Annotated in this window: 21 protein-coding genes; 6 read left to right on the top strand and 15 right to left on the bottom strand. The window is 68.5% G+C overall.

What is annotated here, in order from left to right:
* Window positions 1-170: 170 nt before the first annotated feature.
* The 15 genes from ACFYM2_RS18715 to ACFYM2_RS18785 all read right to left on the bottom strand — a co-directional run bounded on the left by ACFYM2_RS18715 (window position 171) and on the right by ACFYM2_RS18785 (window position 11525).
* Entirely contained in the window at window positions 171-845 is a 675-nt protein-coding gene (locus tag ACFYM2_RS18715; protein WP_388837323.1) for a hypothetical protein, read from the bottom strand.
* 53 nt (window positions 846-898) lie between these two features.
* Window positions 899-1678: a hypothetical protein gene (locus tag ACFYM2_RS18720; RefSeq protein WP_388837326.1), complete on the bottom strand. Its 780-nt coding sequence runs from the start codon at window positions 1676-1678 to the stop codon at window positions 899-901.
* Window positions 1679-1773: 95 nt separating this feature from the next.
* Complete coding sequence (locus ACFYM2_RS18725) at window positions 1774-2832, bottom strand: hypothetical protein (RefSeq protein WP_388837329.1); 1059 nt, start codon at window positions 2830-2832, stop codon at window positions 1774-1776.
* On the bottom strand, window positions 2820-3482 hold the full coding sequence (locus ACFYM2_RS18730) for a hypothetical protein (protein ID WP_358998417.1): 663 nt from the start codon (window positions 3480-3482) through the stop codon (window positions 2820-2822). The genes ACFYM2_RS18725 and ACFYM2_RS18730 overlap by 13 nt, the downstream gene beginning before the upstream one ends.
* 53 nt (window positions 3483-3535) lie before the next feature.
* The gene (locus ACFYM2_RS18735) at window positions 3536-4171 is read right to left on the bottom strand and encodes a hypothetical protein (protein WP_358998415.1); all 636 of its coding nucleotides are present in this window, start codon (window positions 4169-4171) and stop codon (window positions 3536-3538) included.
* A gap of 11 nt (window positions 4172-4182) precedes the next feature.
* A complete protein-coding gene (locus tag ACFYM2_RS18740) occupies window positions 4183-4836 on the bottom strand; it encodes a hypothetical protein (RefSeq protein WP_388837332.1) in 654 nt (217 codons plus the stop codon).
* 61 nt (window positions 4837-4897) lie between these two features.
* Complete coding sequence (locus tag ACFYM2_RS18745; RefSeq protein WP_388837335.1) at window positions 4898-5413, bottom strand: pilus assembly protein TadG-related protein; 516 nt, start codon at window positions 5411-5413, stop codon at window positions 4898-4900.
* Window positions 5410-5922: a TadE/TadG family type IV pilus assembly protein gene (locus ACFYM2_RS18750; protein WP_388837472.1), complete on the bottom strand. Its 513-nt coding sequence runs from the start codon at window positions 5920-5922 to the stop codon at window positions 5410-5412. Before ACFYM2_RS18750 ends, ACFYM2_RS18745 begins: the two co-directional genes overlap by 4 nt.
* Window positions 5919-6299, bottom strand: a complete 381-nt coding sequence (locus tag ACFYM2_RS18755) for a TadE family protein (RefSeq protein ID WP_388458606.1) — start codon at window positions 6297-6299, stop codon at window positions 5919-5921. The genes ACFYM2_RS18750 and ACFYM2_RS18755 overlap by 4 nt, the downstream gene beginning before the upstream one ends.
* Before the next feature lie 81 nt (window positions 6300-6380).
* Window positions 6381-6635, bottom strand: coding sequence for a hypothetical protein (locus ACFYM2_RS18760; RefSeq protein ID WP_350232048.1), 255 nt, complete (start codon window positions 6633-6635; stop codon window positions 6381-6383).
* A 40-nt stretch (window positions 6636-6675) separates the two neighbouring features.
* Complete coding sequence (locus ACFYM2_RS18765) at window positions 6676-7602, bottom strand: type II secretion system F family protein (protein ID WP_350232047.1); 927 nt, start codon at window positions 7600-7602, stop codon at window positions 6676-6678.
* On the bottom strand, window positions 7599-8582 hold the full coding sequence (locus ACFYM2_RS18770) for a type II secretion system F family protein (protein WP_358998402.1): 984 nt from the start codon (window positions 8580-8582) through the stop codon (window positions 7599-7601). Before ACFYM2_RS18770 ends, ACFYM2_RS18765 begins: the two co-directional genes overlap by 4 nt.
* Window positions 8583-8592: 10 nt before the next feature.
* A complete protein-coding gene (locus ACFYM2_RS18775; RefSeq protein ID WP_358998399.1) occupies window positions 8593-9900 on the bottom strand; it encodes an ATPase, T2SS/T4P/T4SS family in 1308 nt (435 codons plus the stop codon).
* Entirely contained in the window at window positions 9897-10709 is an 813-nt protein-coding gene (locus ACFYM2_RS18780) for a hypothetical protein (protein WP_388458603.1), read from the bottom strand. Before ACFYM2_RS18780 ends, ACFYM2_RS18775 begins: the two co-directional genes overlap by 4 nt.
* A 48-nt stretch (window positions 10710-10757) precedes the next feature.
* Window positions 10758-11525 (bottom strand): hypothetical protein, encoded by a 768-nt coding sequence (locus ACFYM2_RS18785; RefSeq protein WP_388837338.1) that lies wholly within the window; start codon window positions 11523-11525, stop codon window positions 10758-10760.
* 743 nt (window positions 11526-12268) lie between these two features.
* On the opposite strand from ACFYM2_RS18785, the gene ACFYM2_RS18790 reads away from it, so the two are divergent.
* The 6 genes from ACFYM2_RS18790 (at window position 12269) to ACFYM2_RS18815 (ending at window position 18845) form a co-directional block, all read left to right on the top strand.
* The gene (locus ACFYM2_RS18790; RefSeq protein WP_388837341.1) at window positions 12269-14437 is read left to right on the top strand and encodes a hypothetical protein; all 2169 of its coding nucleotides are present in this window, start codon (window positions 12269-12271) and stop codon (window positions 14435-14437) included.
* A complete protein-coding gene (locus ACFYM2_RS18795; protein WP_388837344.1) occupies window positions 14394-15458 on the top strand; it encodes a hypothetical protein in 1065 nt (354 codons plus the stop codon). The genes ACFYM2_RS18790 and ACFYM2_RS18795 overlap by 44 nt, the downstream gene beginning before the upstream one ends.
* Before the next feature lie 84 nt (window positions 15459-15542).
* Window positions 15543-15827 carry a hypothetical protein gene (locus ACFYM2_RS18800; RefSeq protein WP_388837347.1) on the top strand — a complete coding sequence of 95 codons (285 nt, stop codon included), beginning with the start codon at window positions 15543-15545 and terminating at the stop codon, window positions 15825-15827.
* A 217-nt stretch (window positions 15828-16044) separates the two neighbouring features.
* Window positions 16045-16704, top strand: coding sequence for a hypothetical protein (locus tag ACFYM2_RS18805; protein ID WP_388458596.1), 660 nt, complete (start codon window positions 16045-16047; stop codon window positions 16702-16704).
* A complete protein-coding gene (locus ACFYM2_RS18810; protein ID WP_388837350.1) occupies window positions 16692-17732 on the top strand; it encodes a hypothetical protein in 1041 nt (346 codons plus the stop codon). The genes ACFYM2_RS18805 and ACFYM2_RS18810 overlap by 13 nt, the downstream gene beginning before the upstream one ends.
* Window positions 17733-17810: 78 nt before the next feature.
* Window positions 17811-18845 carry a hypothetical protein gene (locus ACFYM2_RS18815; protein WP_388458593.1) on the top strand — a complete coding sequence of 345 codons (1035 nt, stop codon included), beginning with the start codon at window positions 17811-17813 and terminating at the stop codon, window positions 18843-18845.
* Window positions 18846-18863 lie beyond the last annotated feature (18 nt).

Below are 18863 nucleotides of genomic sequence, written 5' to 3' on the forward strand. Positions count from 1 at the left end.
CGACTAGCGGTTGATGGACTGGATTTCCTGGACGGTGACGTTCTGGGGCGGGGCGGTACAAACACTGTCGGGCAGCCCGCCGCCGTCCCCCGTCGTGGCCGACCAGCTGATTGCCCCGCAGGACGGCCGCCGCCCCGGGAGCGACGACGACTGCGAAGTCTTCCAGTTCCTCACCGCCGGCACTTCTTGTCCCCCCGCACCGAAGAGAGTTTGGTGGTCTGCCATACGCCCTTTTCGTTCTCGCGCAGCACCAAAGCGTAGGAGATGTACGAATCGCTGTCGGGCGGAGTGACGTCGATCTTGCCGGTCTTACGGTCCTTGGTGAACCCCTTGGTCTCATCACCGCAGTACGTGAGCGTCGCCGCGCCGTCCTGCCGGACGGAGACCTGCCGGTCGAAGTAGCGGATCGTCCCGGTGATGGAGAGGCCATGCCCGGCGACCGCCGCGATCCACTGCATGGCGCCCACCAACGCGTCGTCCTTGGCGTAGAAAGCGACCTTCGGCGCCTTGGCGTCCTGTTCGGCGATCGCCTCGTCTACAGCGCGTACATACTCCGCGTTGTCCCTGAGGACCGCGTCCTTGACGGGATCGCCGGTCTTTTCCGGGTCGAAGGTCAGAATCTCATCCGCCGGCAATGTCACCTTCGGCCGGTTGGCGTCATCCGCGGCCGCCGACGCGGAGGCCGACGGTACGGCCGAGGGCGTGGCCGAGCCGGACCGCCCGGCGCCGGCCCCCGCGATCTTCTTGCCGTCATCCCCCTTCGAACCCCCACCACACCCGGCGAGCACAAGCACACTCGCCATCGCCAGGGCAGCCGCGGCCGTCGTGGTTTTGTGGTGACGCATCAAGGGTCCTACCTCCGTGAGAAAAATGGGATGCACCGCGGTCCCGTGCCGCCTCACCGCTGACACTTCGCGTCCCCGCGCACCGAGCGGACTCTGGTGGTCTGCCACACACCCTTGTCGCTCTTGCGCAGCCCGGTCACGTACGAGATGTACGAATCCTTGTCCGGTGGAGTCACATCGACCTTGCCCGTCTTGCGGTCCTTGGTGAAGCCCTGGGTCTCGTCACCGCAGTAGGTGAGCTCAGCGGTACCGTCCTCGTTCACGGTGACCTGCCGATCGAAGTAACGGACGGTGCCGGTGAGCGTGGTGTCGTCCTTGACGAAGCCGCTGATCCACTGCGCGTCACCGATCAGCGCGGCATCCACGGAGTAGTACGCGACGCTTCTGCTCGTCGGTTCCTGCTTGCCGATGGCTTCGACGATGGCTTTCAAGTACTCCGCGTTGTCGGTCAGGATCGCGTCCTTCACCGAGTCCCCGGACCTCTCCGGGTCGAAGGTCAGCACGTTGCCGGGGGGCAGCACCACCTTCGGCCGGTTCGCCGCGTCCGCGACGGGCGCCGCGGACGCCGACGGCGCGGTAGAGGACAAAGTGGAGGCGGACGCCGCACCGCTCGCGACACCCGTGCTCTTCGCGGAGGCGGCCCCCTTCGAACCCCCACCACACCCCGTGAGCACAAGCACACCCGCCACCACCAGGGCAGCCGCGCCGGCGGTGGCCGGACGGCGGAGGCCGGGGCGGAAGGTCTCGGCGAAGCCGCTGGGCGTACGACGGTGTCGCGACGGCTGCGGCGTCCGGTCCGCCGGGACCGTCGTACGGGAGGGGGTGCGTGCCATGGGGCGGGTTCCTGAAGGTGAGGTGGAGGGCGTAGGGAGCGGCAGCGGGGTCGGTGACTGAGAGGTCCGCGTCCGTCCCGGCTTCTCTGCCGGCGCTAGCGGTTGACGGACTGGATCTCCTGGACGGTGACGTTCTGCGGCGGGGTGGTGAAAATGCTGTCGGGCAGCGGCGTGCTCGGCGTGTTCGTGCTGGACCAGCTGATCTTCCAGGTCACGCTGGCCTTGAGCGCGAATGTTCCCGAGCGTTGGTACGTGACCCCGCACGGCGGAGTCCGCTCGGCGTCGCCGGGGGTGAACTTCTCGCCGATGGTGCCGTCGGCATTGATGGGGCAGTTGCCGGACGGCGGGAAGAGCACGGCGTCCGAGGTGCCCGGATCGATGTGCAGGGCGACCGGCTTGGCCACGGCGGTCGCGCTGAGGCCGGCCACGGAAGCCGTCGCACGTTTCTCCTCGAAGCCTCCGTTCGAGGACCGGATCCAGGTCGGGAGGTTCACCGTGGAGGTCTTGTCCGGCGCCATGGATATCTCGGTCGGCGTGAGACTCACGGAGTCGGCGGCGGCGGCGCCAAGGATCGCGGGGCTGACCGCCAGCGGCTCATCGGGCGTGGCCCCGTTGTCCACCCAGAACAGGGGCTTGTCACACGAACTGGCCTCGGGATCGTCCAAGCGCTGGGGGTTCTTGACCGCCGCCCAGAACATCCCCTTGCCCTGCTTGTCGAGGTTGTAGTTCTTGTACACCCCGTCCTTGAAACGCGCGTCCATCATGTCGGCGTACACGCCGCGAACCATGTCGATGGCATCGCCGAAGATGGGGACGCCCGACGGGGTCCGGAGCTTCTTCACATCGCTCTCGATGTCCTTGGGCGAGTAGGTCGGTTCGTACCAGCACGCCGGCGGCGTCCAGTGCCCGTCGCTCGACGACAGCTCACCGATGTCCTTCGTGCCGGCCTTCTTGGTGTTACCGGTGTACGACACTTGGCTCACCCGGGCGCCGAGCTTGTCCCCCTGGGCTCCGGCGCTTGCTTCGGTGCTCTTGCTGGGGCCCGACGAGTTGCCTCGATCGGCCCATGCCTGAGGCGCCGCCTGCAAGGTGAGGAAGGAGGTGACGGCCACCGCGAGGGCCAGTCCCCGGGACACGCGCATTACGGCTGGCATGACTGCTTTCCCCGTTCCGAAGTGCTCGTGGTGACCTGCCAGACACCCTTGTCGTTCTTGCGCCAGCGGTCGCTGTAGTAGACGTACGAGTTCTTGCTGGGCGGGGTGACGTCCACCTTGCCCGTCTTGCGGTCCTTGGTGAAGCCCTTGGTCTCGTCGGCGCAGTAGATGAGAGAGGCCGATCCGTCCTGGCTCATCGTCACCTTGCGGTTGAAGTAGCGGACGGTTCCGGTCACGGTGGTGTTGTCCGTGATGAAGCCGCCGATCCACTTCGTCGTGCCCATAAGGGCGTCGTCCTTGGCGTAGAAGGCCACGCTCTTGGACTTGAGGTCCTGTTTCCCGATCGCTTCATCGATGGCCCGCAGGTACTCGGCGTTGTCCTTGAGGATCGCGTCCGTCGTCGGGTCGCCTACCGCCTCCGGCTCGAAAATCAGCGAATCCCCCTCCGGCAACGTCACCTTCGGCCGGTCGGCGGCGTCCGCGGCCGCCGACGCGGAGGTCGAAGGCGTGGCCGACGCGGACGGCCCGGAGTCCGCGCCCGCGATCTTCTTGGCGTCGCCCCCCTTTGTCCCGCCCCCACCGCACCCGGTGAGCAACAGCACGCCCGCCGCCAGGGCAGCCGCGGCCGTCGTGGTTTTGTGGTGACGCATCAAGGGTCCTACCTCCGTGAGAAAAATGGGATGCACCGCGGTCCAGCGCCGCCTCACCGCTGACACTTCGCGTCCCCGCGCACCGAAGTCACCCGGGTGGTCTGCCACACGCCCCGGGTGTTCTCGCGCAACTGGGTCACGTACGAGACGTACGAGTCCTTGTCGGGCGGAGTGACGTTGACTCTGCCTGTCCTGCGGTCCTTGGTGAAGCCCTTGGTCTCGTCACCGCAGTACGTGAGCCGGGCGGTCCCGTCCGTGCCGAGCGTGACCTGACGGTCGAAGAGGCGCGTCGTGCCGGTCACCGTGGTGCCGTCCTTGGCGAACCCGGCGATCCACTGGGCGTCACCGATCCGATTCTGGCCGACCGAGTAGTACGCGACGCTCTTGGACGCCGGGTCCTGATGGTCGATCGCCTCCTCGATCGCCCGCAGGTAAGCCGCGTTGTCGGCGAGAACCGCGTCCTTCACCGGGTCCCCGACCCGTTCCGGTTCGAAGATCAGCTCATCTCCCGCAGGCAGCGTCACCTTCGGCCGGTTCGTGGCGTCGGCGGGCGCGGGCGCGGACACCGGCGGGGTGGCCGCGGCCGGGGCGGAGGGTCGGTCGTGCGAGGGGGTCGCCTTCTTGGCTTCCCCCGCTCCCCCGCCGCACCCGGCGAGCACCATCGCACCCGCCGTCGCCAGAACAGTCACGGCCGCAGCTGTCACGCGCACTTGTCAGCTCCAGGTCCCGAGGTCACGTCGAAGGACTGCCACACACCGTTGTCGTTCTTCCGCAGTCGCTCGGTGAAGAACGTGTAATCGGACGCCGATCCGGGCACGGACCGGTCCACCGTGCCGGTCCTGCGGTCCTTCGGATAGGTCTGGGTCGCGTCGGCGCAGTAGGTCAGCGTCGCCGTTGCCGCGCTCACCGTGACGTCGCGCCGGTAGTAGCGGGTCGTCCCGACGAAGCTCCGGTTCTCCGCGTAGTAGGACTTGATGTAGTCGGCCACCGCGAGCAGCGCCTTGTCCTTGTTGTAGAACCGCAGGGCCGGTTCGGTGGACGCCCGGTCCCCGGTGATCGCCGTGTCGATGGCTTCGAGGTTGCGCGCGTTGTCCGCCAGGACGGCGTCCTTGACCGGGTCGCCGGTCCGGCCGCCCTCGTACACGTGCCGCACATCCGCGGGCATGACGACCTTCGGCCGATCCGTCACGGCCGCCGCCGGAGCGGAAGCCGACGGCGTCCCGTCGCTCACCCCCGCGCTCTCCTTCGGCGCCGCGTCCTTCGAACCGGCGCCACCGCACCCCGTGAGCACAAGCGCGCCCAGGAGCGTCAGAGTGACGCCGCCCGCCGCGACCTGGTGGTGACGCCTGCGCATCGGGGAACCGGACCTCCTTCGTCGAGGGGAAAGGTGGGGGAAGTGCGGGGAACAAGCCATCTCAGCCCACCTCGTTCTTGGCCACGGACCGGCCGTGCACCACGACCTCACCGCCGTAGAAGAACCCGGTGAACACGGGCTTGTACGTCAACTGGATCTCCACCTGGACCTGTTGGGCGTTGCCGGCCACGCAGCCGGACGCCGCGATGTCCGCGCCGGAGAGACCGGACGCCCGGGCGAACGCCTTCACGCGGGCGCCGCAGTTCTCGTAGCGGATGGGCGCTCCGGCGCCGGAGCCGTCGTACAGCGCTTCCTTGTCGATGTCCTGCGCCGCGTAGCGCGCCGCTTGTTCGGCGATGTCCGCGGCGCGCTCCCGCTTGGAGATGGAGAGGCCGCCGTCGATGACGAACGCGGCCAGGCCGAGGAAGAGCAGCGCGAAGATGATGACGGCGGCGGCGCCCGAGCCCCGGTCGTCGAGCCGGGCACGCCGGGCCCGGAACCAGGCGTACGGGAGCCGGGCGCAGGAGAACCGGGCGTACGGAACACGGGCCCGGGCGGTGTCGCGCGCTCCGCTCATGCCGTCTTCCTTTTGAACGGGTCGAGCGGGGACGTCGACGTACCGGTCAGAGTCTTCGGGATGTCGAGTCCGAGCATGGAAAGGCCCCGGACGCGGCAGCTGACCTCGACCGTGAAGAAGTCCGCGTCGGTCCAGCCCGCGCTGGTCTGCCGCACGCTCACCGGCCCCGAGCAGACGTCCGCGAGATCGGCGTCGGCCGCCGCCTGGGCCTCGGACAGCGCCACGCCGTGGTCCTTCTGGATGGAGCCGGCCCGCGCCGCGTCCCGCGCCGCGCTGTCCACCGCGCCCCGCCCGTCGACGAGTTGCCCGAACGCCACCAGGACCAGGATGAACAGGATCATCACCGGGGCGAGGACGACCACCTCGATGGTGGAGAGCCCCCGGTCCCGTGCCGCCCTGGTCCGGCGGGACACGGCGGCGGCGATCCGGTGGCCTGCGGCGTCGAGAATGCGGTGGCGTACGACGACGGTCCGGGCCGCCACGCCGTGTGCCGGCTGCGTGCCCATCAGTTCGCTCCCTCACGTACGAATCGCTCGACCGGCCCCTGCGATCGCGCGTGCACCGTCAGCCGCAGGCCGGGAAAGACGGTCGGCACCTTGGCCGTGATCTCCACGCCCACCGTGTTCGCCTTGGGCTCCACCGCCCGGACGTCGGGGGCGAGCACGAGCCGGGGGCCGAGCTGGGCGATGTAGCTGGACGCCTGGTCCCGTGCCTCGCCGCGCCAGGCGCCGGGCTGTTCGTCGGCCATGGCACGTGCCTTGCGGGCGCCCGCTTGGGCTGCGGCCTGTGCCACGTGGTCCGCGAAGAAGTACAGGCCGAACTGCACGGTCGCGAAGATCATGAAGAACAACACCGGGGTCAGCAGCACGAACTCGATCGCGGTCATGCCAAAGTCACCGCGGGTGGAGGCTGCCTCCACCCGCCGGCGTACGAAAGCCCGGAGTCTGTCGCGCAAAGTAGCCGCGCCTCAGCAGGTCTTGTCGGCGCTCGCGCCCTTGATGCAGTCGCCGACCTTGGTGGCGCCGCTCTTCAGGGCCTGGTTGATGACCGCGGCGACCACGCCGACGATCGCCACGACGACGGCGGAGATGATGACCCACTCGACCGCGGACGCCCCCCGGTCGAGCTCACCGGAGCGCGCCCGCTGGATGCGGCCCTGAAGGAAGGTGACCAGGAAGTCGACGGCGGGGTGGCTGTTCCTGGGGAACTGCGGGCGGTTCATGACGGTTGGTTTCCTCTCGACGGAAGTGGGGGGCGCGTGCTCAGACCTGGAAGACACGCATGGCGGCGGGGAAGATCAGAAAAACCAGGAAGCCGGCGCAGAGCAGCAACTGGGCGACGAGCATCGACTGGGACTTCTCACCCGCCGCGCCCTCGATCTCGGCCATCTCCCGGTGCCGCATCGTTTCGGCGCGGGACGCCAGGGACTCGCGTACCTTCGCGCCGTCGTCCGCCACCAGGGCGAGCGAGGAGGACAGGTCCTTCAGCTCCTCGACGCCCAGTTCCTCACCGAGCCGCCCGAGGGCGAGCCACTGGCTTGTGCCGGTGATCCTGGCGTCGGCGAGGGTGTTGCGCAGCCGGCGCAGGGCCCATCCGTCGCTGACCTCCGCGGCCGCCATCAGCGCCTCGGGCAGCCCTCGCCCGCCCGCCAGGTTCATCGCCACCAGGTCCAGATAGGCACCGATGACCCGGCGCAGATCACGGCGCTTGTCCGTGGCGTCCCGGCGGATCTCCAGATCGGGCAGGAAGAAGAAGACCGCTCCGCACACGAGCGCGAGCCAGACCGGGATGATCGGGCTCTTGCTGAAACCGAGTACCGCGACGATGACGAAGAGCAACGGGCCGAAGACCAGGCCGGCGACGCCGAGCAGCACCTTGGTGGCCAGGAACCGCTCCCAGCTCCGCTCCAGCACGGCCAGATCGGCGCGCATCGAGCGCTGCTCCCAGCCCTGCTTGAGATACAGCTCCGCGACCCTGGCGCCGATCCCCGCCCGCAGCCCCGCGAGCCCGCCCGAGGCCCGCGCCTCGGAAGGCGGGGTGTACACGCTGCCCGACGAGCGCAACGCGTCGATCCGCGCCACCTGCGAGACCGCCGAACGCCTCGTCCGCGTCAGCGCTCTGATCAGGACGTAGACGCCGAGACCCAGAACCGCGCCGATCAGTACCGGCCCGGTGATGATGTCGCTCACCGCGCTCCCTCCCCAGCGGTGACAGGACGCGCGCCGTCCCCGTCCTGGTTCCCGGCCCGGCCCGTGGGGGCCTCGGGGCGCACGAAGCGGGTCTCGGGTTCGCTCCGCACCAGGAAGCGGTCCGGCGTCTCGATCACCGACAGCTTGCGCAGCCACCAGAAGCCGAGCGCGAACAGACCGCAGACACAGGCGAGCACGAGCTGGCCGACCGCCGAGTTGTACGGCTCGACGAAGTCACGGTTGAAGACGGAAAGCCCGAGGACGAACGCGATCGACACGCCGACCACGATCTGCACACTGCGCCGGGTGGAGGAGCGCTGCGCCATCACGCGGTGGCGCATGTCGATCTCCTCGCGGGCCGACTTGGCGAGCGCCCCCAGCACCTGGCGCAGGCCGGGGCCGCGCAGCCGCGCGTTGAGGATGAGCGCCGCGACGATGATGTCCGCGGACGCGTCGTCGATCTCGTCGGCGAGCAGTTGCAGCGCGTCGGGCAGCGGGGTGCGGGCCCGCAACCGGTCGACCAGCGCGTCGAGATGGGGGCGGAGCGCGGGTGCGGCGGCCCGGGCCGACGCGGGGATGGCCTGTTCGAGGCCGACCGCGCCGGCGATGGTGTCCCGCAGCGACTCGGTCCAGGCTGCCAGCGCCTCGACCCGCTTCATCGCGGCCTTCTCCTGCGCGGCGCCGCCGAAGAGCCGGTCCCAGAAGAAGACGAGCAGGCCGGTGGCGACACCGGCCACCGTCCACCGGGTGAGCAGCAGCACCAGCAGGGCGACGCCGACGGCGGCAGAGCCGCGCTTGCCCACGAACTGCGCCAGTTCACCGACGCGTTCGCGCCGGCGGTCCTGGCCGCCCGGCTTCGCCTCGACGCCGCGGATCGCGACGACGAGCAGGGCGAGCCCGCAGCCGACCGCGAGACCCGCCGCGAGGGCGAAGAGCGTCTGGGCCTCGAAGAGACCGCCCATGGAGGGAATGTTGTTCATGCGGCCCCGCTCACCCCCAGGCCCCGGAAGGCCGGTAGCCGTGCACGGCAAGGTCCTCGACGCAGGAGACGGGGGCGTGCGGAACGACCCGCCCGTCCGGCGTCTCGGCGAAGACCTCGCTGGACAGGACGCGGCCGTCGCATCCGTTCACCTCGCGGACCGAGGTGACCATGCGCTGAAGACGGCCGCCGCTCTCGTAGTTGTTGCGCCGCTCCACGAACACGACGAAGTTCACCGCGCCCGCGATCAGCATCTGGCTGGCCTCGATGGGCAGCCGCTCGGCCGCCTGGAGGGCGTAGGTGGAAATACGGTTGAAGACCTCGGCGGAGCTGTTGGCGTGGATCGTGGAGAGCGATCCGTCGTTGCCCTGCGACATGGCGTTCAGCATGGTGACGATCTCGTCGCCGAGTACTTCACCGACGATGACGCGCGAGGGGTTCATGCGCAGCGAACGGCGCACCAGATCCGCCATCGGGATCATGCCGAGCCCTTCGGAGTTGGGCAGCCGCTCCTCGAACGCCACGACATTGGGGTGCAGTTCGGGGAACTGGTCGAGGCCGAGCTCCAGGGCCCGCTCCACCGTGATCAGCCGCTCCTGCTGGGGGATCTCATTGGCGAGCGCCCGCAGCAGCGTGGTCTTCCCCGCGTTCGTCGCGCCCGCGATCATGATGTTCTTGCGGGCGCGGACCGCACAGGCCAAGAAGTGCGCGACCTCCGGCGTGAGCGTGCCGTTGCCCACCAGGTCCGCCATGAAGACCTTGCCCATGCGGGCCCGGCGGATGGACAGCGCGGGCCGGCGGGCGACCTCCATGACGGCCGACAGACGCGAACCGTCCGGCAGCCGCAGGTCCAGCTGCGGGTTGGCCGAGTCGAAGGGGCGCGAGGAGAGACCGGAGTAGGCACCGAGCACCTGAATCAGCTCGATCAGTTCCTCGTCGGTCTCGGCGACCGGGTCCGCCCGGACCTCACGGCCGTCCGCGTACCCGACGAAGACCTGGTCACAGCCGTTGATGTCGATGTTCTCGACCTCGGGGTCGTCGAGCAGCGGCTGGAGCCGGCCCACGCCGAAGAGCGCGGCGTGCACGGCGGCGGCGTACTGCTCCTCGGTCTCCGCGTCGAGTGGAGTACGCCCGGAGTTGATCTCCGTACGGGCGTACTCCTCCAGTATCTGGGCGATGACGGCGCGCGCGTACTGGCGCTCGTCCTCGCTGGACATGGCGGCGACGCCGCGCACCTGGTCGAGGCGTCGCTGTTCGGCGATCCGGTCGCCGGCCTCCTGGCGGAACCGTTTGACCAGCGCGTGGTCGACCACGCTCATCGGGCCGCCCCGGCCCAGGCGGCGCCGAACTGCTGGTAGAGGTCGGTGGAGACCTTCCGCGCGCTGCGGATGAGCAGGGACTTGTCGAGCCGCCCGCGACCGCGGCCCGCGAGCAGGGCGGCGCCCGAGGGGTCGTGCGCGAGGGTGCCGACGACGCGGGCCCCCACCTGGCCGGCCACCAGCATGTCGTTGACCTGGTGGGCGAGTTTGACGGACGCACCGGCATCGGCGATGAGGATCACGCCGATGAACGGCGTCGCGAGCGCGTTGCCGCGCGGGCCCCCGTGCAGATGGGTGGAGAGCGCCGCGGCCCGGTCCCGTACGCGGGCCAGGTGTTCGGGCTCGGTACGCGAGACGAGCAGGGCGAGCGCGGCGTGCGGCAGCAGGTCGAGGGCGGGCGAGCCTCCACTGATCCGGCCGATGTCGGCGATGACGTCGGCCGGGGCGTGCGGGGACTCCCCGAGCGAGGCGAAAGCCCGGCCCAGCGTGGGCCAGCTGCCGGCGAGGCCCGCGGCCTGCTCCGCCGTGCCGAGCCCGACGAGCAGTTCGAGGCCGCCGGCCATCGGCTGGGCGTGGTCCCACAGCTGGTCGGCGGCGAGCCCGCGACGGGCGGCCGCGGCCAGCGAGAGCAGCCCGGTGTTCGGGTTGAGGGGACCGCCGTGGGTGGCCGTGCAGCGGTACACCAGATCGCCGCCCGCCGGGTCCGTCTCGGCGAGCAGCACGCGACGGGGCCATACGGCGGCCAGGGCGAGCGCCGCGGTGGTGACACCGGGAGAGCCCTTGTCGGATGCGAGTGCGATGAGCGCCATGTCTTCCGCGTCTTCTGTCTTGGCCGAGTCGCCGCGTCGCCGCGCGACTCAGCCGTTGCCCGCGACGCGCACGACGGCGACCTCGCCGGCGGACGCGGCCTGGGCGAGGGCCGCCGCGTCGGCGGTGTTCACGGTCAGGGTGAGCGCGAGGTTCCCGCTGCCGAAGGACTTGTCCTGGGCGGCGGTGTCGCTGACCACGGCGCGCTGGACGAGCGGTGAACCGCCGCCGGTGGCACCGGAGTTGGCCGCGCCACCCGATGCCCCCTTGCCCGAACCGCCCGCACCACTGGAACCACTTGAAGCGCTGGACCCGCCCGAACCGGCGGAGTTGCCGACGCGGTAGACGGCGACCGTCTCGCCGTCCTTGATGTTGGTCGGGTACTGGCCTTCCTTGAGCGAGACACCGACTGCGGCCTGACCGGCCTGGAGGCCGCCGTCCGGCGCGAACATCTGGCCCACGAGGACGGAGCCCGCGTAGAGGTTGGACTTGGCCCGGAGCTTGGTCAGGGCGTTGTACTGGTTGGGGGAGATGTAGTCGACGCCGTTGTCGGCGGCCACCATCACGGTGGTGAGCTGGTCCTTGGACACGGAGTGCCCGGCGGCGACGTCGCCCTTGAGCTTGTAGACCTCGACCCGGTCGCCGGCCCGCAGCACCAGGACGGTCGCTCCGAGGGCGCCGATCAGGATGAGCAGAACGGCGAGCGCCGCGAGGGCGGGCTTGCGTTCGCGCGGCGGCGCCGGAAGCCGCTCACCGACCCCCTGGCCGGGCGCCGCCCCCCGGTGCGTCCCCGCCCCGCCGCGCTCCTGGACCTTCACGTCGCTTCTCCCCGTGGTCATTCTTTTGCGACAGCGTCGAGTTGAACAAAATCGGCCATACCCCGCAGGGGGCCGATACGAGCCACTTCAGGCCATGACGACTTGAACCGGTCCGGCTGCCCCGGCCCTTCGAGCCGTTCGCGGAGCCGTGACCACACTGTCAGATCACATGATCGCACCGTAGCAGCAGCCCATAGTCACCTCAAGGCGAGTTAAAGATCGCGAACATCGCGCGCCCCATCAACACCGCCACAACCCGGACGGAAAGGCCCTCCCGTGACCGCGCCGCCTTGACCTGTTATCACTATGCAACCTACGAGACCGGGCGCGACGTTCGGCCCCGTGACCAGCGCCCGCGCCGCCTGCGCGTGCCGCCGCGCCCGTCCGCCGCCGACCGCGGGGTGCGTGGGGTTCAGGCCCGCAGAACACGGCCCTGCTCAGCGGCCCAGCACCCCACGCACCCCACCCAACCGGGCATATCCGGCCAACGCGAACGCGGCGACCCGATGCCACCACCCTCGGCGCCGACCGCCCTTCTGTCCTGAGTACCCGTACTCATTCATCGGCCTCGCGGACGCCTCGGCCACAACAAGGTCAAGGATCAACGTTCGTTTGCCAAAGGAAGCGGAGTAAATCCCCTCACACCGTACGATCGCGGGCCGTTGCCCGCCGGGCGGACGCCGGGCCGCAGCGCATATCGTGGAACAGGCCGAAGGTCCACGGGGCGTCAGGGGGCATGGCGCATGGCGATCCCCGGCATCCCGACACGGCCGGCTCGCCCGCCAGAGCCGCGTCCCGGGACGTCGTGCCGCCGTAACAGCAGCGAAGTGAAAGGCCTTGTCTTCATGGGGGATTACGTCGGCGTCGATCCGGTGCGGGTACGCAAACTCGCGGACCGGCTCCAGGACTTGGAGGGCGCGCTCGCCAAGCACGGGGCGCTGATCCGGAAGAACTTCACGTCCTGGGAGAGCGGCCTCGACCTCTCCCTGCTGAGCCAGCAGACGCAGGCCGTGGGCGACGACGCCCGCAGCATGTCCAAGCGCGCCGATCTGGCCCGCAGCCTGCTGCTCGAAGGCGACGCTTCCGGCCTCTGCACGCCGGACGGGAACATCATCAACATCCCGTGGGACATGACGGACGTCAACGCCCAGAGCGCCAAGGAGGCCAAGCAGGAGGCCGCCACGCTCAAGAAGGCGCTGGACAACCCCAAGGACGCGAGCTCCCGCGAGGACATCGAAGCCATCGCCCGCTCCCTCGCCGACCACCAGGACGACCCCACCTACCTGGCCGCTTTCGCCAACGCCGGCGGCATCGTCGACGCGGCCCGCGTTCCCCGCGCCCTGCACGAGGAGGACGGAACGCACGGCGGCGACGTCCTCAGCAAGGACTCGCAGAACGTCGTCGCCCAGTACGCCACGGGCATCAACCGCATCTTCACCCTCCAGACCGCAGGCAAGATCCCCCCGAACCCCGAGTACGCGAAGGCCCTCACCAACCCACCCGGCGACGACATGTGGTCCGTCGGCATGCTCTTCAAGTACGGGCCCAAGGGCGACGCGTGGGACACGGACGTGCTGACCAAGGTCGGCGGGGCGATGCTGGACTGGCGCAAGGCCCATCCGATGCGCCCGAGGTATTTCAAGGGTCAGGTCACCATGGCCGGCTACACGGGAGCCGCGTTCGTGGATCCCAAACACGCTTGGTACGACTCGATCGGACTGTCGGGCAGCCCCAATAGCGAGAACTTCTTCGACGCACAGAAGCGCGTCGCGGCCATCGAAGCCAACGACCCGACTCTGGCCGTCATCAACCGTCTCGGAGAGAACGCGGATGCCTCGCGGCACCTGCTGGGGAACAACGATTCCGGGAAGCGCTTCGCCGAGGAACTGGTCGACTTCCGGTGGCAGACGCCCGGATCGATGTCGGACGACGATTCGGACGGCGTGCGCCGGGTGCTCACGCTTGCGGCGACCGATCGGACGCCGGGGCACATCGACGAGTCCGGGATGGCTGCCGCCAATGTCATTGCCGCAGCGGCGAAGCAGAAGGACCTCTTCGACGCACGCTCGGGCAGCGACAAGGAGGAATACCCGAACTTCCCCAATGGCACCGCTGTCGCCCTGGCCGGCATCACGGCGACCTGGGCCGACGACCTGGGGGGCACCGGGATGTCCACCGAGGGCGGCACCGCTGGCTACTCCACCAGATATCACTCCCTGATCGGCAACAACGCGGACACGGTCAAAGTCATGCGGCTGTTCGCCAAGGACAACCCTGGCGCGGCGGCGATGTTCGACGTGGCGCTGCACGAGAAGGTCTCGGAGGCCGCCGCAAGCAAGGACCCGAAAAAGGCACTGACCGCCATCGGCAATACCGCGGGAATGCTCACGAAGGCGAAGGTTAAGGAGAGCTACACCGAGGCGCAGCAGATCGACGAGGAGCACAAGACCAACAAGATCATCCTCGACACCGCAGGAACCTTGTTCGGATTTCTGCCCGCCCCCAACCTCGGCGAAGCCGCGTCGAAGATCAGCCAGAAGATTGCCGAGAAGAGCCTCAAATACTCCCAGAACCTGGCGGTCATCGGAAGGACGATCGTCGCTCCCCAGACGGACCCCTTTTCTACGGACAATGCCGCGAAGCAAGAAGCGCTGGACGTGGACAGCGCAAAGGACCAGAAGGTTGCCTTCACCTCTTCGATTGCCCAGGGATTGATCAGGTCGGGCGCGGTCCCTCCGCCCACGGGAGCATCCTGGTACGACCCACAGACAGGAACCGTCGCTGCTAATGCCATCAAAGACACCGACTTCCAGGGCTGGTGGAATAGTCTGCCGTCTTCAGCGGGCAACGATTACCAGGGCGCCTTCTATGGAGGCTTCGACCACGCCGAGGTGTCGCCTGATGGTAAATAGGAATCGCACTCGGGGAATGCTCGCGGCTGCCATGGCCGGTGCGCTCGCGCTGCTCTTGGGTTCCTGCTCGGCCGACAAGACCGAGAACGGCCCCAAAATTCCCGTGGCAGAGCCCGGAAAGGTGGCCAGTTTCGCGCTGAGCGACGTGAGCACGGAGTACGACCTCAACCGCGCCTCCTCCATCACCAGCGGCCATGTCGCCTCGGACGGGAAGGGGAATGTGTTTCTGGCCGACGGCTTCGCAAGCCCCGAGATACCCATTCTGCGCATGACATCGGACGGCAGGATCACCCAGTTCGCGAAGGTGGCGGCGCGCAGCGCCGACTCCGGATTCACCGTCGCCCCGGACGGCTCCCTGGTGACCGGCGGACGCGACGGGCTCTCGCGGGTCCGTCCCGGCGGCGCCGCGACCCCCCTCCCGTCAACGCACACGTTCACCCGTCCCGAGCCGATCGGGGTACGACCGGACGGCGCCGTCATCGTCACCGACAATTACAGCGTGTGGTCCGTGAAGGACGGCAAGGCGGACGAGATCTTCGCCTTCCCTGCCGAGCGAGGACTATCGCGCGGAACCGTGACGGCGAATGGAACGGTCTACGCGACCAACGGCCTGGTCTCTGACCTTCACGTGCTCGCTCCGGGCCGCCCACCGTCGGCCGTGACGGTGCACGGCAGCCTGCCGGGGGGCTCCACGCCACTTTCCGACATGGCGTTCGAGGGCATGACCCCGGCTGGTGACGGCGGTCTTTACGCGCGCGTGCTGAAGGATCCGCAGAAGGGCCCCGCCGATTTCGTGTACCTCGTGCACATCGACCCTTCCGGCAGCCTGACCGCCATGGCACGGGGTTTCGGCAAGGCCAAGTCCTGCTCGGCGGGGCAGCAGTACCCCGCGCTGGACAACCCGTGCCAACTGCCCTGGTTCCTCGCGCGCAGCGGCGACCAACTGCTTGCTCTGGGTTCTGTGGTGGACCTGGAACACGTGCCGCCGCCGGCTCTCGCGATCCGGGCCACCTACAAGTGAGCGACCGGCCGTCGGCCGCGCATGGATTGCCGGAGAGCGGGATGACGCCAGCGAATCCTGCCAACAGTCAACAAGGGAAATAAAATGGGCATACCGCAGGAAGACCGCCTGGATTACAACTGCCGTAAGGACATGAACGCCATAGAGACCGCCGTGGGCGAGATCCGTACGGCCATCAGGAACGTCGAGTCCATGATGCCGAAGACGTGGATAGGCAAGAAGGCCGACAACTGGCGCTCCGACCACGACGGCCGCATGAAACGGCTGAAGACGCTCTTCGACTCGTTCCCGGCCGAGGAGAACCGGCTGGTGGAGAAAGCCCGTCAGGACCAGTCGAAGATGGACCAGAAGATGCACGGCGGAGGCTGATCCCCGGTCGGTACGGGCAGGGCCTTTCGCCGCGATGAGGGGCCCCGCGGTGACCTCGGGTCCTGTCGGCGTTCCGGCCGGAGGGAAAGATCACCTCACGGTTCCATACCGACGTGTCCCAATTGCCCGCAATACCGCCGGAGTTCCCTCTGGAGAACCACGCCCTGTGTCGTTAGCGTCGTCTCTCCAGACCACACCAGCCTCATCGGGAGCTCCAGTGAACCGTCGCACCTTGCCGGCCGCCGCCGCACTCACGGCGACGGCCGCCCTTCTGCTGACCGCGTGCGGCGGCCACTCCGGCCCCAAGAACGCGGACAAGATCGCCGGGGCGGACCAGACCGGAGCCAAGCCGTCGGCATCGGCGCCGGCGAGCGCGTCGCCCTCGGCGGTGGCCGGGCGGCCGACGGTCCAGTTGCCCACTGACCTCACGATGAAGTTCGAGGCCGAGAACACCGGCGATCCCGTCAAGGACGCGGTGCTGGCGGACGGCGCGGAACGCATGCGCGCGGTGAACGGCGCCATCGCTGGCACCGACCCGAAGTACGCCGCGCTGAACTACTACAACGCTGGTAAGGCGCTGGAAGCCTCTTCGACCTGGGTGGAGAAGTTCAAGAAGGCCGGACTGTCGATGACAGGATCAGTGAGCTACTTCGACCGCAAAGTCACCCTGAACGCAGACAAGTCCGCGTCCCTCACCTTCTGCGCCGACGAGAGCAAGGGCTACACAAAGGACATCAAGAGCGGAAAGGTCAACGTCACCACCCCGTCGAAGAACGACTTCATCCTTTACAGCACCAGGCTGGAGAAGAACGCCGCCGGGGTGTGGCAGACCACTCGGATCGTTTCGACCGCGGGGGCGGCGCCATGCGTGAAGTGAACAGGGGAAGGCTGGGAGCGGCGATAGCGGCGGCGGTGATCCTCACCGCCGTGTGCACCCCGACTGCCTGGGCGGGCATCGCGCCTCCGGACGGGAGCCGGGAGACCGATACCCCGCCGCCGAAGGGCGACTCCACCCCCGACGGCACCCTCTCCGCCACAGCCGGCGGCGTGGTCTACGACCGTTCCAAGAACGGCTCCGGCCCCACCGCGGGCCCGGTCGCGCCCGTCAGCAACTGGACACCCCCCGCCTGCTGGTACGCCCCCAAGTACACCCCCGCCGAGTTCAAGGCGTACGTCGAGCCCATCTGGAACGCCGACTCCACCGGAGCCTCCTGGGACGCCACGCAGCGCGACCGGTACGTCAACGGAAAGCCCTACACCAACTTCAACCTGGACAGGGCCGACCAGGGCTACTGGTGGGACTCCTACGTCAACAAGAGCTTCCCGCCCGGCTGGGACGCCTGTGACAAGCCCTACTTCTGGGTCGACAAGGGCGCACCCCCACCGGCCGACGTACCCGAGGCCATCACCCCCGAAATCCTCGCCAAACTGGCATACGCCGAAATCCGCGTGCCGACCACCCAGGTCACCCTGAAACCCGACAGCACCTCCAAGGTGAACCTGCCGACCTGGGCCTGGCTGGACAAGGCCGACTTCCACCCGGTCTCGGTCACCGCCACCGTCCCGGTACTGAACATCTCGGCGACGACGACCGCCACCCCGGTCTCCCTCAAACTGGAGCCCGGCACGAGCGACGCCACCCTCTTCCCCGCCTCCGGGGAGTGCCCCATCAACGCGGACGGCTCCATCGGCGCCCCCTACCAAGCGGGCAACGCCGACCAGACACCGCCATGCGGCGTCACCTACCTCCGCGCCACCTCCGGCACCCCCTACAACCTCAAAGCCACCATCACCTGGAAGATCCACTGGACCGGAACCGGAACCGACGGCGGCGACCTCCCCGACGGCACCTTCGGACACGACCAACACATAACCGTCCAGGAAATCCAAGCCGTCAACCGCTGACCAATGGCCCACGCATTTCCGCCCGCTCCACGGGCGCAGAACTTTTGAAGGGGAGCAACAACCGTGTCCTTTAGGGGAATGAAGAGCGATCTGGCACGGGACCTTGCCGCCGCCATCTCGGTCGCGGGCGGCGCCCTTTCCGTCCAGGGTAATCTCATCAGTAGCCTCCTCACCCAGTGGAACGGCGTGCCGGGGAAGCTCTCCGAGTTCGGCAAGAGGGCGTCTTGGGCGGCGGACCAGGCCAAGGACATCAGGCGTCGGCTCGGCATCCTGGAAGCGGACCCCGAAGCCGAACTGCTCTATGCGAGCCTCGCCGGTGTCCTGGACGACTGGAAGGAATACAAGGACTTCGTAGACGGGCTCAAGACCAGCGACGATTACAAAAATTACCAGGATGCCAAAAAGACCCTCAAGGCCATGACCATACCCACGGCGGTCGAGGCATCCCTTAGTCTGTACGATCGTTGGCAGCAGGGACAGAACGTCGCCGGCGCACGAGCGGTGTTCGAGCTCAATAAATACTTCGGCGTCGAAGGCGAAAAGCTGAAGGCCAGTCGCGGCGAGCTGCTGAAGGAATTGCTTGAGGACCAGCGGCTGCGCAACGCGTACAAAGAGCCGTGGAAATGGCAGCAGGCGGTGCAGAAGGTCGGCGCCAAGCTGCGTATCCCGGCCGTCGGAAGGATTCCGAAGGTCGGCCAGTATCTGGAGCGGCCGCTGGCCAATATTTTCGGCAAGGCGCCAGGAACGGGCTTCCTCGCCACCCGGGTTCTCCTTCCCCTCAACATCGTGACGGGCGTGAAGGAAATGGCCCTGCCGGATCACGCGGGCCCACAGGGTTGGGTGGACCGGGGCATGGGTGGCGTTCAGGCCGCCGGCGCCGTCGCCGTCCTGGGCGGCACCAGCATGGGGGGCCTCTTGTTCGGGGCCGGCACCGCGGCCGCCGCTGCCGTCCCCGTCGTCGGCTGGGTGGCCCTCGGCGTCGCCGGTACTTATTTCCTGGGAAGTATGGTCTGGGACAGGTACGGCGACGACATCAAGAAGGGCGCGGGCAAGGCCTGGAACGCCACGAAGAAGTGGGGCGGCAAGACACTCAAGAAGCTCAAATTCTGGTGAGAGTCCGGCCTTGGTGGG

It is taken from the genome of Streptomyces sp. NPDC006711, assembly GCF_042869775.1.
Taxonomy (GTDB): Bacteria; Actinomycetota; Actinomycetes; order Streptomycetales; family Streptomycetaceae; genus Streptomyces.